Source organism: Anaerobacillus sp. (assembly GCF_046314235.1).
In the GTDB taxonomy this organism is placed as follows: Bacteria; Bacillota; Bacilli; order Bacillales; family Anaerobacillaceae; genus Anaerobacillus.
The window spans coordinates 208,000-221,983 of record NZ_JBKBWN010000006.1 but is presented as its reverse complement, the minus strand read 5'-3'; the positions used below and the strand labels follow the sequence as shown (position 1 = coordinate 221,983).

The 13,984-nt window shown below is 36.0% G+C and carries 12 protein-coding genes; 10 read left to right on the top strand and 2 right to left on the bottom strand.

Going from position 1 to position 13,984, the window contains the following annotated elements; genetic code table 11:
• The first annotated feature begins 72 nt into the window (after positions 1-72).
• The 3 genes from ACK4M9_RS10930 to ACK4M9_RS10920 all read left to right on the top strand — a co-directional run bounded on the left by ACK4M9_RS10930 (position 73) and on the right by ACK4M9_RS10920 (position 4,400).
• Entirely contained in the window at positions 73-1,359 is a 1,287-nt protein-coding gene (locus tag ACK4M9_RS10930; protein ID WP_409850292.1) for a homocysteine synthase, read from the top strand.
• A gap of 76 nt (positions 1,360-1,435) precedes the next feature.
• Complete coding sequence (locus tag ACK4M9_RS10925) at positions 1,436-2,005, top strand: ComE operon protein 2 (RefSeq protein ID WP_409850290.1); 570 nt, start codon at positions 1,436-1,438, stop codon at positions 2,003-2,005.
• A gap of 82 nt (positions 2,006-2,087) precedes the next feature.
• Positions 2,088-4,400 (top strand): DNA internalization-related competence protein ComEC/Rec2, encoded by a 2,313-nt coding sequence (locus ACK4M9_RS10920; protein ID WP_409850288.1) that lies wholly within the window; start codon positions 2,088-2,090, stop codon positions 4,398-4,400.
• Between the two features lie 63 nt (positions 4,401-4,463).
• On the opposite strand, the gene ACK4M9_RS10915 is transcribed toward ACK4M9_RS10920, so the two are convergent.
• The gene (locus tag ACK4M9_RS10915; RefSeq protein WP_409850287.1) at positions 4,464-4,595 is read right to left on the bottom strand and encodes a YqzM family protein; all 132 of its coding nucleotides are present in this window, start codon (positions 4,593-4,595) and stop codon (positions 4,464-4,466) included.
• 435 nt (positions 4,596-5,030) lie between these two features.
• Between ACK4M9_RS10915 and holA the strand changes: the two genes are divergently transcribed.
• Positions 5,031-6,053, top strand: coding sequence for a DNA polymerase III subunit delta (holA, locus tag ACK4M9_RS10910; RefSeq protein ID WP_409850285.1), 1,023 nt, complete (start codon positions 5,031-5,033; stop codon positions 6,051-6,053).
• A 193-nt stretch (positions 6,054-6,246) separates the two neighbouring features.
• On the opposite strand, the gene rpsT is transcribed toward holA, so the two are convergent.
• Positions 6,247-6,513 (bottom strand): 30S ribosomal protein S20, encoded by a 267-nt coding sequence (gene rpsT, locus ACK4M9_RS10905; protein ID WP_409850283.1) that lies wholly within the window; start codon positions 6,511-6,513, stop codon positions 6,247-6,249.
• Positions 6,514-6,680: 167 nt separating this feature from the next.
• Between rpsT and gpr the strand changes: the two genes are divergently transcribed.
• The 6 genes from gpr to hrcA all read left to right on the top strand — a co-directional run bounded on the left by gpr (position 6,681) and on the right by hrcA (position 13,882).
• Positions 6,681-7,799, top strand: a complete 1,119-nt coding sequence (gpr, locus tag ACK4M9_RS10900; protein WP_409850281.1) for a GPR endopeptidase — start codon at positions 6,681-6,683, stop codon at positions 7,797-7,799.
• A 67-nt stretch (positions 7,800-7,866) separates the two neighbouring features.
• Entirely contained in the window at positions 7,867-9,042 is a 1,176-nt protein-coding gene (gene spoIIP / locus ACK4M9_RS10895; protein WP_409850279.1) for a stage II sporulation protein P, read from the top strand.
• Between the two features lie 22 nt (positions 9,043-9,064).
• Positions 9,065-9,421: a DUF3679 domain-containing protein gene (locus ACK4M9_RS10890; protein ID WP_409850277.1), complete on the top strand. Its 357-nt coding sequence runs from the start codon at positions 9,065-9,067 to the stop codon at positions 9,419-9,421.
• A gap of 180 nt (positions 9,422-9,601) precedes the next feature.
• Positions 9,602-11,431, top strand: coding sequence for a translation elongation factor 4 (gene lepA, locus ACK4M9_RS10885; RefSeq protein ID WP_409850400.1), 1,830 nt, complete (start codon positions 9,602-9,604; stop codon positions 11,429-11,431).
• A gap of 161 nt (positions 11,432-11,592) precedes the next feature.
• Positions 11,593-12,723, top strand: coding sequence for a radical SAM family heme chaperone HemW (gene hemW / locus ACK4M9_RS10880; RefSeq protein ID WP_409850275.1), 1,131 nt, complete (start codon positions 11,593-11,595; stop codon positions 12,721-12,723).
• Between the two features lie 121 nt (positions 12,724-12,844).
• Positions 12,845-13,882: a heat-inducible transcriptional repressor HrcA gene (gene hrcA / locus ACK4M9_RS10875; protein WP_409850398.1), complete on the top strand. Its 1,038-nt coding sequence runs from the start codon at positions 12,845-12,847 to the stop codon at positions 13,880-13,882.
• Positions 13,883-13,984 lie beyond the last annotated feature (102 nt).

Below are 13,984 nucleotides of genomic sequence, written 5' to 3'. Positions count from 1 at the left end.
CTCTCATTATGAGGAGAGTTTTTTTAGTTTATATGTGCTAACTGAAGTGAAATTAAAAGGAGGAAGTAAAAAATGACTGAGAGAAATTGGAGTCTAGAAACAATTGCCGTACATGGTGGTCAAGAGGCTGATAGTAATACTTTATCGAGGGCTGTACCGATTTATCAAACTACATCCTATGTTTTCAAAGACACAGATCACGCAGCGAATCTCTTTGCGTTAGCAGAACCAGGAAACATATATACGCGCATAATGAATCCGACTCAAGATGTTTTTGAAAAAAGGGTAGCTGAACTTGAAGGTGGAGTTGCTGCTCTAGCTACTGCAAGTGGTCAGTCGGCAATTACCTTAGCTATATTAAATATTTGTGAAAATGGAGACGAAGTCGTAGCTTCGAGTTCCTTATATGGGGGTACATATAATCTATTTGCCCATACGTTACGAAAGTTAGGAATTAAAGTTCACTTTGTTGATGGCACAGATCCTGAAAATTATCGTGCCGCTATAAATGACAAAACGAAACTTCTTTATGGAGAAATTATCGGCAATCCTAAAGGTGATGTCTTAGATATCCAAGCTGTTTCTACAATTGCGCACGATAATGGCATTCCACTTTTAGTCGACGCTACTTTTTCCACTCCGGCTTTATGTCGTCCAATTGAACATGGTGCAGATATTGTCATTCATTCAGCGACAAAGTTTATTGGTGGGCATGGAACATCTATCGGTGGCGTAATCGTAGATGGTGGAAAGTTTGATTGGGGTAATGGGAAGTTCCCTGGACTTTCAGAGCCAGATCCAAGTTATCACGGTATTGTCTATTCAGAAGCATTAGGAAATCTTGCTTATATCATTAAAGCACGTGTTCAACTCCTTAGGGATATCGGACCTGCAATTGCACCACTCAACTCATTTCTATTACTTCAAGGTCTTGAGACGTTACATTTACGTTTAGAGCGCCATTGTGAAAATGCTTTAAAGGTAGCCAATTATTTAAATGAAAATTCTTTGGTAGAATGGGTAAGTTATCCTGGTTTAGAAAGTCACCCAAGCTATCAATTAGCAGAAAAGTATTTACCAAATGGTAAAGGAGCAATCTTGACCTTCGGTATTAAAGGTGGAATTGAAGAAGGGAAAAAATTTATAAATGCTTTAAATCTATTTTCTCATGTTGCCAATGTTGGAGATGCTAAGTCCTTAGTCATCCATCCAGCAAGTACTACACATCAGCAGTTAACAGCAGAAGAACAGCTATCTGCTGGTGTAACACCTGAATTAATCCGCCTTTCTATTGGAATTGAAAATATAAATGATATTCTTTCGGATTTACAACAAGCTCTTGAAAAAAGCCAAGACTAAAACTAAATATATTTGCGCACGTGTCATTTTTTGTCTAAACTGAAGTAAATAGAAATTACTTAGGGAGGCACATCTATTGTCACGTATATCTTGGGATCAATATTTTATGGCGCAAAGTCACTTGCTAGCGTTAAGGAGCACTTGTACACGTTTAATGGTAGGAGCTACTATCGTTAGGGATAAACGAATAATTGCCGGAGGTTATAACGGATCTATTTCTGGTGGTGAGCATTGTACCGATGACAATTGCTATGTAGAAAACAATCATTGTATCCGAACAATTCACGCCGAGATAAATGCATTACTACAATGTGCAAAATTCGGTGTACCAACAGCGGAAGCGGAAATTTATGTCACTCATTTTCCTTGTTTGAATTGTACGAAGGCAATTATTCAAAGTGGCATTAAGAAAGTTTATTATGCAAAAGACTATAAAAATCACCCGTATGCTATTGAGTTGTTTGAGAGTGCCGGTGTTTATTTAGAGCATGTTGAGTTAGAGGAAATGATTTTGGATTTGAAATCAGCGGAAAAGTTAGCTTTCACAGCTTCGTTATTAACAAAACTCGAAGAAGCGGGGCTTAGTGAAGCAGATTTGAAAAAATTAACAGAAGAAGCAAATCAACTATTCACGTCTACAACATAGTTGAGCGAAAGATAAATAAGAAAACTAAATTCTTATACTTATAGTATCTAAGCCTTTCGTTCGCGAATAGGAGGTCTAATAAGTGTTTGGAAGGATTTACATTTTAGTTGTTGCAGTTATTTGCAGCGTTATTTTACGAATACAGGGCTTTCATAGCATCTCTCTTTGTCTATCGTTAGCCCTAATTTATCTCTTATATAAAAATAAACACAACCCCAAAATAGTGGTTTCCTCAGCTATCATTTTTGTTTTTTTCTACTTTAACCCCATTTACTTTCCAACTCCGCCATCGCTCCCTTCTGAGAACGAAATCTCAGGAAAGATAAGTTCAATCCCAAAAATTGATGGAAATAAGTTGACGTTTGAATTAAAAACATCAGAAAAGCAACTTGTCCAAATTAATTATTTTTTTAAGACAAAAGAGGAACAAAACTATGGTAAGACGTTAAAATACGGGCTAACATGTAATTTTGAAGGGGTGTATAAAAATCCACCTGAGAGCAGGAATTTCTATAGTTTTAACTACAAAGAATATTTAGCAATGAGGAAGATATATTTTCAATTCACCCCAAAGACCTTCGCAAATACAAATTGTAGAGGTGAGAGTCTATCTCCTTATGGCTTGCTGCAAAGATACCGCCAATTAGGAATTGAATACATTAGCGATCATTTTCCAAAAGAGAGTAAAGGTATTATTATTTCATTAATTTTTGGAGATAGGTCAGAGATGGAACGCGATATTCTCCAATCGTATCAGTCTTTAGGTATTATCCATTTATTAGCAGTTTCTGGACTTCATGTTGGACTTGTAAGTGCGTTTGTTTATTTACTATTAATCCGAATTGGTATGACCAAAGAAAGAACAATTGACTTAATCATTTTATTGCTACCGATATACGCAATACTTGCTGGTGCAGCACCATCCGTACTAAGAGCTACAGCTATGTCTCTCGTTGTCCTCATTTCGATTAGGTTTCGTAAAAAAATAAATCCACTAGACGGAATTAGTTATGTTTTTTTAGTGCTTATGCTAGTTACCCCCTTCTACATTTTACATCTAGGATTTCAATTATCTTTTCTCGTTTCTTATTCATTAATCATATCTTTGAATAGCATTTTAATAAAATATGAAAATTGGCTCACCCAATTACTTGCAGTGACCATTTTAGCTCAGTTAGTTTCATTTCCATTAATCATTTATCATTTTCATGTTATTTCATTATGGACGATCCCTCTAAACCTCATCTATATCCCGTTTATTACAATGTTCACATTGCCACTCGCATTCATTATCTTTATAAGTCATTTGATCTTTCCACCAATAAGTAACCTGATGTTATATTTTTATGAGTTTATTATAGGCTTTGCTCATCAATGTTTAGAAAAAGTGAATGAATTACCGCTATCCTCGTTAATTTTTGGCCAACCACCACTTTGGGTAGTCATCCTATATTATATAGCGATTGGGATTTTGTTTTATGTATGGGAAAGATCTGATTCAATCTTAGCTCTCCTTAAAAGTGGTACTGTATTTTTGATTATCGCTTTGCTACATTGGCACTTGCCATATTTAACTAGTAGCGGAGAAGTAACAATGATTGATGTAGGCCAGGGTGATAGCATTTATATCGAACTACCTAGAAGGAAAGCGGTTTATTTAATTGATACAGGAGGTATTGTAGATGTAGGCTTTAAACAAGACCTAGTAAAACGAGAAAAGACATTTGATGTTGGTAAAGATATCCTCTTGCCATATTTAAAAGCAAAAGGTGTTAGAAAGATAGACAAGTTAATTTTGACCCATGGACATTATGATCACACTGGCGGTGCTGAGGCTTTAATTGGCCAAATTCCCGTTCAGGCACTTTTGTATGGCGCGGTTCCAGTTGAAGGGGAGTATGATAAGCAGTTACTTCAAAAGTTCTACGATATAGGTACAAAAATCTTCTTTGTAAAACAAGGTGATTATTGGAGAATGGGCCAAAACAGCTTTCATGTTTTATCTCCCCATGGGGACGAAGAGAAAATAAATGATCGATCAGTTGTCATTTTTACAAACATTGGTGGCCTAAATTGGCTATTCACAGGAGATTTGGAAATCGACGGGGAGAAAACTTTAGTTTCTACTTATCAAAACCTTAATGTAGATGTGTTAAAAGTTGGGCATCACGGCAGTCATACTTCAACGACTAATGAATTGTTAGAGGCGATAAAGCCTAAATATGCACTCATATCACTCGGCAAGAACAATTTATATGGTCATCCTCATCAAGACGTTATTAATCGCTTAGAGCAACGAGAGATCACTATATTCCGAACAGATCATCACGGTGCGATCAGGTACATGTTCAAAGGAGAGAAAGGTTCTTTTGACACGCTGATCAAGCAACATTAAAAGAAGAAGCCCCAAAAGTGGGACCTCTTCTTTTTTAAGGTTGTTCAAAGGACTTTCTTACAATTACACAAATAAGTCAATAATAACCGCTACAGCAAATACTGTCGCAAAAAAGCCGAATGATACAACGAAACCTACTGCAGAATCTACTGCGTCATTACGATTGCTTTGGACTTCCTTTTCGAAATGATTCATTGGACATCCCTCCTAAACAATTTTAGTATAAGCGAAAAATTATAAAAAATCTATATTTGTAACATATTCTATTTGTTTATGTGTTAAACCATATAAATTATCGGTCAAGCTTAGTCAGTTCAGGTTTGCGCAGCATAAAAAAAGGTATGGAATATTTCATTTTAAGATTTTTTTAAAAAAATTAGTTAGCAATGCTGTGAAATGTTGTCACCTATAGAACGACAACGCATAGGATATGATAACTAATACAAGAGCAGAAAGAAAGCGTGAGTAATCGTCAATAGGAGGTTTCCTAGGTCCTCTTACTGACGTTTATCATAAATGGAGGGATTAACATTCGGTTAATTCCTCTTTTTCCTTGTTATAATAGAATTACTATGTATAAAATTGTATCATAATCATAAATCGATATGTAAAGAAAGGGTATCTAAAAAGATGAGTTTTTTACAAATACAAAAAAATATAAAAAAAGGTCAGCTATCGCCTTTATATTTGTTATATGGTACGGAAGCTTTTTTAATTGAGGAGATAATCCAAAGACTTCTTAATAAGGTTTTAACAGAAGAGCAATATGATTTCAACTTGTCTACATATGAGTTAAAAGAGACACCAATCTCCGTTGCTATTGAAGAAGCGTTAACTATTCCTTTTATGGGTACGCATCGAATCGTCATAGTAAAGGACCCTCAATTTTTAACTGGAAAGGATCAGTCTAAAATTGACCATGACATAAAGGCATTTGAAGAGTATGTGAATAACCCTGTTCGAGAAACGATTTTTATTATTGTAGCTCCATATGAAAAGTTGGATGAGCGAAAAAAAATAGTGAAACTTCTAAAAAAACAAGCGGAAATATTACATGCAGTTCCTTTTAATGATCAAGAGATGGAGAAGTGGCTTGATGAACGTGTAAAGAAATATGATGTCGAGATAACAAAACTAGGCAAAGATAACCTTATTCAACTATTAGGGAATAGCTTGGTAATGATTGCTGGCGAAATAGAAAAGTTAGCTCTTTATGCAGGTGAAGGTGGCGTAATCGATGAAACGGTTGTTCAAAAATTAGTTGCAAAAACAATTGAACAAGATGTTTTTGCGTTAGTTGACCATGTTGTTCATCGCAGAAAAAAACAAGCATTACTTGTTTTTTATGAATTAATAAAACAAAAAGAAGAGCCAATTAAAATCCTAGCGTTGCTCGCAAGGCAATTTCGGATTTTATATCAGGTTAAGGAGCTTTCTAATCGTGGGTATTCTCAACAAAACATAGCCATGGCATTAAAGCTTCATCCATACGTTGTTAAATTAGCAAATCAACAGGGGAATTTATTTTCTGAAAAAAAATTATTAATGTTTATTGATGAACTTGCAGAAACTGATTATAAGATTAAGACTGGTAAAATTGAAAAACAGCTTGGGTTAGAGTTGTTTATTATTAAGGTGTTAGCCGGGGTTTAATCCAAAGTGATAGTCGCTGAGTCGATAGGATGCTTGTGTTAAATAGATACAATAGTCATTTGCGTCTATCACATTAAATGTAGCTGCGAGTACTCTTATCTTTTCTTATAACGAATAAAAGGGCTTAATGGTGTCAGGCACCTCTTTTGAGGAGCTTGAAACCATTAGCCCTTTTTTCATTTTCATATGATTATTATGCTGAAAGCTCGTTTAATTTCTTCGCTAGGCGAGATTTTTGACGAGATGCCGCATTTTTATGAATTAAACCTTTTGTTGCAGCTTTGTCAAGCTTTTTGGTTGCAACCAAGAACGCTTCTTGAGCTCCTTCAACTTCCTTGCTTTCTACTTTAGCTTCGAAAGTTTTGATAGCTGTACGAAGTGCAGATTTAACTGAAGCATTTTGTGCACGACGCTTTTCACTTGTCTTTACGCGTTTGATAGCTGATTTAATATTTGGCATTCCTTTCACCTCCTTGATGCAACCGGGTAATTGCGAATATATAAGTACAACACATTGCATTGTAACAAAACTCTGGGGTAATTGCAATAGGGGAATGCAAAGGAGAATAGCAAGAAACAGTACTGGGAACAATTTGTATAGTAAAAAGATTATGAGGGGTGTTCAATATGGCAAAAGAAATTAATCTTGAACAATATAATATTCGTACCGATCTTGCTCTTGAAGCACATGAATTAGTTCGTGAACGAGAAGAAAAAAGAGATCAAAAACAAAAACAAACGATAAGTGGCGTCATTGTTAAAGAGCGTGAGGAAGAAGGAGTACATATTACAACTGTTGAGATTACCGAAGAAGGTGCTGAAAAATTAGGGAAAAAAGCCGGTAGCTATTTAACTTTTGAAATTCAAGGAATTAGAAACAAGGATACTGAGCTTCAAGAAAAGGTTGAACGAGTGTTTGCGAAAGAGTTTAATCAATTTTTAAAGCAACTAGGAATTAGTACAGATGCAAGCTGTTTAGTAGTCGGATTAGGAAACTGGAACGTTACTCCCGATGCCTTAGGCCCAATTGCCGTAGAGAATTTATTAATCACAAAGCATATTTTTGAATTACAGCCTGAGCAAATATCTGATGGATTTCGTCCGGTAAGTGCGATTACGCCTGGAGTAATGGGGATAACAGGAATTGAGACGAGTGATATCATCCATGGTGTCATTGAAAAAACAAAACCAGATTTTGTGATCGCCATCGATGCTCTTGCTGCACGATCTATTGAAAGAGTGAATACAACCATTCAAGTATCTGACTCTGGAATTCATCCGGGATCTGGTGTTGGGAACAAACGTAAAGAGTTGAGTAAAGAAACGTTAGGGATTCCAGTCATTGCTGTAGGTATTCCTACTGTTGTTGACGCAGTTTCGATTACAAGTGATACGATCGATTTTGTCTTAAAGCATTTTGGTAGAGAAATGCGTGAAGGGAAAAAACCATCACGTTCATTAACTCCAGCGGGAATGACATTTGGAGAAAAAAGAGTTTTAACTGATGAAGATTTACCTGAAGATGATGTAAGGCAAAACATTATGGGGATGGTTGGTGGATTAGAGGAAGAAGAGAAACGGCAACTAATTCGTGAAGTACTTGCTCCACTAGGCCATAATTTAATGGTGACGCCAAAAGAGGTCGATGTATTTATTGAGGACATGGCCAACGTTATAGCTGCGGGTTTAAATGCTGCTCTTCATGGTGATGTTGACCAAGATAATGTCGGAATGTATACTCACTAAAAAAGATGTTCTATCCTTTCATGCTTCGTCATATACATGATGTAGACAAGCTTGAAAGGGTGAGATCATGTCTTCTAGAAATTTTAAGAGCTTTACAATCTCGTTAAATAGGACAAGTTTTAAGCGGATAGCAATCCTCGTAATTGTTGGGGTAATGGCCTTATTTATTATTACCGGAATGCTTACTGCTTTTGAACCTGGATATGGAATATCATCATCAACTGTACATGCATGGAGTTCGTATGTATCAAGTGATGCATTATTGTATATGATGGGTACTGAAAACCCATACTTTACTCAAGTTTTACCAGAAGGAAGCGAGCCGCCGAAAATATCATCACTCGCTTTTGAATTGGCAACTAGTTTAAATCCAGAGGACCCCAGAAGCTTATTAGGGAGAGAATTACCCGGCTTTGCTTTATTTGATGGAAAAATAATAGTTGCTGGTGAAGGAACAGACTACACTACTATGCCAAATGAATCGGCTCCACCTATGGAAGTGATGATGGCAGAGCGAGAAGCTTCTCAAGAAAGCTTAGAAAAATTAGCGAAGCAGCAAGAAGAGTTTTCAGCACCAGAAGTTTCAACTGATGGTAGGAAAGTAGTTCACATTATCCACTCCCACAGTCGCGAATCATTTTTACCGGAGTTAAAAGATACGAACACACCAAATCAAGCATTCCATCCAAATGTAAATATTACACTTGTAGGAGAACGCTTAGGCCGTGAACTAGAAAAACGTGGAATTGGGGTTGAAGTAGATAAAAGTGATATTGGGGCGATGCTCAGTGAGCGTAACTGGGTATACCATCAATCTTACGACGCATCTCGTGAAATTGTTAAAGAAGCAATTAGTAACAATGATGACTTACAGTTTTTCTTTGACTTACACCGTGATGGTGTTGGAAGAAATGCAACTACAGTAAAAATAAATGGCGTAGAGTATGCTCGAACTTTCTTTGTGGTTGGTGAAAATAATAAGAATTTCGAGAAAAATGCTAAATTGGCAGCTGATCTGCATGCGATGTTAGAAAAGAAATATCCTGGCTTAAGTAGAGGGGTAATTGCAAAAGGTGGCTCAGGCTCAAATGGCCGCTATAACCAAGATTTATCACCAAACTCAATCTTAGTTGAATTCGGCGGAATTGAGAATACTCTTGAAGAAGCATACCGTTCAGCTGAAGCATTCGCCGAAGTGTTTAGTGAGTTCTACTGGGGTGCGCAGAAAGTAAATAAAGATTAATTAGCAGTGGAGGTGTAAACGGATGACAAAATTTCTTTTAAAGTGTTTTTTTACAACGACAGTACTGTTTTTAGGTGTTCTTATTGGGATCCAAGTTGCTAGTAATAGTATGGTTAAAATGACCGGAGAAAGCAAATATTCAACAGCAAATATAGTAAAAACAGAAGAAACTGTTCAAGGTCAAGCCGTTTACACCAAGGGTGAAGAAGAAAAGGAATTAACGAGCCATGATTTAGAAGGTAAACAAGCAAAATTAGAACAAATCGAAACATTTAACCTGTTTTCGCAAATGGGTGCGAAACTTTCAGAGGGATTAAATATCGTGTTTTCAAAAATGTTGACAAAGATTACAACGACAATAGGGAATGCTTTAACGTAAAAGACTGCTTATGGCAGTCTTTTTAGTACGTAAGCATGAGCGTGAACCAACGTAGAAAAGCTTTTAAACCCTAAAGCCGAACATTCACAAATGCATTGTAAACTAAAATAGATTGAAACAATATCTTGCAATTGGTATAATTTATCCTAGTGCATTGGCGATTTTTGTAGGAGTGATGAAATCATGAATAAAGAAGAACGATTAAAACGAAGAGAGAAAATCCGTAATTTTTCGATTATTGCTCATATAGATCATGGGAAATCAACGTTGGCGGACCGCATTTTAGAAAAAACAAGCGCATTAACACAACGTGAAATGAAAGACCAAATGCTAGATGCAATGGATTTAGAAAGAGAACGGGGCATTACGATTAAATTAAATGCCGTTCAGTTAACTTATAAAGCGAAAGATGGCGAAGAGTATATTTTTCATCTAATTGATACTCCTGGTCACGTTGACTTTACGTATGAAGTGTCACGTAGTTTAGCTGCCTGTGAAGGAGCTTTACTTATTGTCGATGCTGCGCAAGGGATCGAAGCTCAAACTCTTGCTAACGTGTATTTAGCTCTTGATAATGATTTAGAAATTCTACCTGTTATTAATAAAATCGATTTACCTAGTGCCGAACCTGAGCGAGTAAAGCAAGAGGTAGAAGATATTATCGGCTTAGACACTTCTGATGCAGTCTTAGCTTCAGCAAAAAACGGTATTGGGATCGAAGAAATCTTAGAACAAGTCGTAAAAAAGGTACCGGCACCATCTGGCGATCCGGAAGCGCCTTTAAAGGCACTAATTTTTGATTCTTTATATGACCCTTACCGTGGTGTAGTAGTATATATTCGAATTGTCGAAGGTACTGTAAAGCCTGGCCAAAAAATTCGGATGATGGCAACAGGTGCCGAATTTGAAGTAATTGAAGCAGGTGTATTTACACCTAAACCGGTAAAGAGGGACGAGCTGACAGTCGGTGATGTAGGTTTCTTAACAGCATCCATTAAAAATGTTGGGGATACTCGTGTCGGGGATACAATAACAAGTGTGAATAATCCTGCTAAAGAACAATTAGCTGGTTATCGTAAAATGAATCCAATGGTATTCTGTGGACTTTATCCGTTAGATACAAATGATTATAATGACTTAAGAGATGCTCTTGAGAAACTTGAATTAAATGATGCTTCCTTGCAGTATGAGCCTGAAACGTCTCAAGCGTTAGGTTTTGGTTTCCGTTGTGGATTTCTAGGACTTTTGCACATGGAAATTATTCAAGAACGAATTGAGCGAGAGTTTAACATCGATTTAATTACGACTGCGCCAAGTGTTATTTATCAAGTAACCTTAACGAGTGGTGAAGAGTTACGAATTGACAATCCTTCAAAAATGCCTGACCCACAAACGATTGATTTTGTCGAAGAGCCTTATGTGAAAGCGTCTATTATGGTTCCAAATGATTATGTTGGTTCAGTTATGGAAATTTGTCAACGTAAGCGTGGTAATTATCTTGATATGAAATACTTAGATGCTAATCGAGTTACTTTAGCGTACGATATTCCATTATCAGAAATTGTTTATGATTTCTTTGACCAATTAAAATCAAGTACAAAAGGATACGCGTCTTTTGATTATGAACTTATCGGCTACAAGCAGTCTAACTTAGTGAAAATGGATATTCTATTAAATGCTGAAAAAGTAGATGCATTGTCTGTTATTGTTCACCGTGATGCAGCTTATGAACGTGGAAAAGTAATTGTTGAAAAGCTTAAGGAATTAATTCCGCGTCAACAGTTCGAAGTGCCAGTTCAAGCAAGTATTGGCCAAAAAATCATCGCCCGTTCAACAATTAAAGCTATTCGTAAAAATGTACTTGCAAAATGTTATGGTGGAGATATTTCCCGTAAACGAAAACTTCTTGATAAGCAAAAAGAAGGAAAAAAACGTATGAAGAGTGTAGGAAGTGTTGAAGTACCACAAGAGGCATTTATGGCAGTACTTAAAATGGATGATAGTAAATAATACACAAAACCAAGAACCGTAGATAAAAAATTCTACGGTTTTTCTACGCATACTAAGTGCAATGAAGAATTTAGGATGTTATATTGAATTTTTGAGTGAGAATGCTTCCGAGCAAACTTAAAATAAATTTTTCATTCTATATGAAAAGAAGAGGTGTGTTTATGCCGAAAGCAGTTTACGTTCATATTCCTTTTTGTGAGCAGATTTGTCATTATTGTGATTTTAATAAGGTGTTTTTAAAAGGTCAGCCTGTAGATGAGTATGTTGCGGCATGCGAACAGGAAATGAAAGCAGCAGTTGCCGAGTTTCCTTTTGAAGAAATAGATACTGTCTATATAGGTGGCGGAACTCCGTCAGCATTGTCAGCTAGACAATTAGAGAAACTTTTAGGGACGATTAATCACATCTTTAAACCAAAGGGTGAATTTACAATTGAAGTAAACCCTGGAAATATTGAAGATGAAAAATTAGATGTGATGAAAGCTGCAGGGATTAACAGACTAAGTATTGGTGTTCAAGTGTTTCAAGAAGAACTTCTACAGAAGATTGGGAGAAACCATAAAGAGAAAGACATTTACGAAACAATTGCTAAAGCAAGGAAATTTGGTCTTGATAATATTTCAATTGATTTAATGTTTGGTTTACCTGCGCAAACAATCGAAATGTTTGCTGAAACTTTAACAAAAGCTGTTGAATTGGAAGTGCCACATTTCTCTGCATATTCACTAAAAGTAGAAGAGAGAACAATTTTTCATCAATTATTCCGAAAGGGAAAACTACAATTACCTTCTGAAGATGAGGAGGTTACAATGTATGATATGTTGATGAATAAGCTGATTAGTCAGGGCTATAATCATTATGAAATTAGTAATTTTGGAAAGATTGGTTTTGAGAGTCAACATAATTTAACCTACTGGAATAACGAAGAATACTATGGCATCGGCGCAGGTGCTCACGGCTATGTTAACGGAATACGTCACGCAAATGCTGGACCGATAAAAAAATATATCTCTCTAGTAAATTCGAATGGGAGTTCGATTATTGAACGCCATGTGGTAACTAATAATGAAAAGATAGAGGAGGAAATGTTTTTAGGGTTGCGGAAAATTGACGGTGTTTCTATTACCAAATTTAAGGAACGCTTCAAGAAAACGCCTAACGATATTTTCGGTGAAGAAATTCAACTCCTTAAAGAACAAGGTTTATTACAAGAGGTAGCTGGTCACATTTCGTTAACAAGAAAGGGTTTATTTGTGGCAAACGAAGTGTTTGAAAAATTTCTATTTAGTTAAATTAACGAAGCTTTTTATAAACTTCTTTTCATTACCGTTGACAACGAATATAGATTTTTGGTAATTTATTATTGAGCAATTAGCACTCGACACTCAAGAGTGCTAACAGAGGTGATAAATGATGTTAACAGAACGACAATTACTAATATTAAAAGCCATTGTTGATGATTACATTCGTTCTGCAGAACCAGTTGGTTCTAGAAGTGTGTCTAAGAGAGAAGATATTTCGTATAGTCCTGCTACGATTCGAAATGAAATGGCAGACTTAGAGGAACTTGGATACCTTGAGAAGCCACATAGCTCTGCAGGGAGGATTCCTTCACAAAAAGGGTACCGTTATTATGTAGATAATTTGTTATCACCAGAAGAAATTGAAGAAAAGTCCGACATCATCGATATTAAATCATTATTTGTTCAAAAAATTCATCAAGTAGAGCAAGTAATTGAACAATCGGCTCAAATTTTATCAAATTTAACGAGCTATACATCGATTGTTTTAGGACCAGAAGTATTTGAAACAGCTTTACAACATTTGCAGATTATTCCACTTACTCAAGATTCAGCAGTTGCCATTATCGTCACAGATACTGGTCATGTCGAAAAACAAGCAATAACAATTCCAGAAGGAATGAAGTTAGCTGATATTGAAATGATGGTCAATATTTTAAATGATCGCCTTAGAGGTGTTTCAATGCTTGAACTAAGGAGTAAGATTTTCTCTGAAGTTGGAGATGTGCTGAAAATGCATATTGCTAACTATAAAGATATGATGAAAATGTTCGATCAATCATTTAAGCAAGAAAAAAATGATAAAGTTTTTTTCGGCGGAAAAACAAATATTTTTTCTCAACCAGAGTTTCGTGATGTAGAAAAAGTTAGACAACTGTTAGAGATGTTCGAGGAGAAAAAATTAATTCATCAAATTTTCCGCTCCGAAAATACTGGGATTACTGTGAAAATTGGTCAAGAAAATAATCTTGAGGCTATTGATCATTGTAGTGTCATTACTGCTACGTACACGGTAGATGGGAAGCATTTAGGTACGATTGGAATTCTTGGACCAACTCGTATGGAATATCGCCGTGTCATTAGTGTGTTAGATTATCTTTCTAAAGGGATGACACATACATTAACGAATTTGTATCAAAGAAATAAGTAATGGCAATATTGACAAAGAGTGAAATTTTTTAACAACAAACAATTGTTTGCTAATTTCCCCTCGATTATCAATGGACTTTTGATGATCGAGGAAGATTTTCAT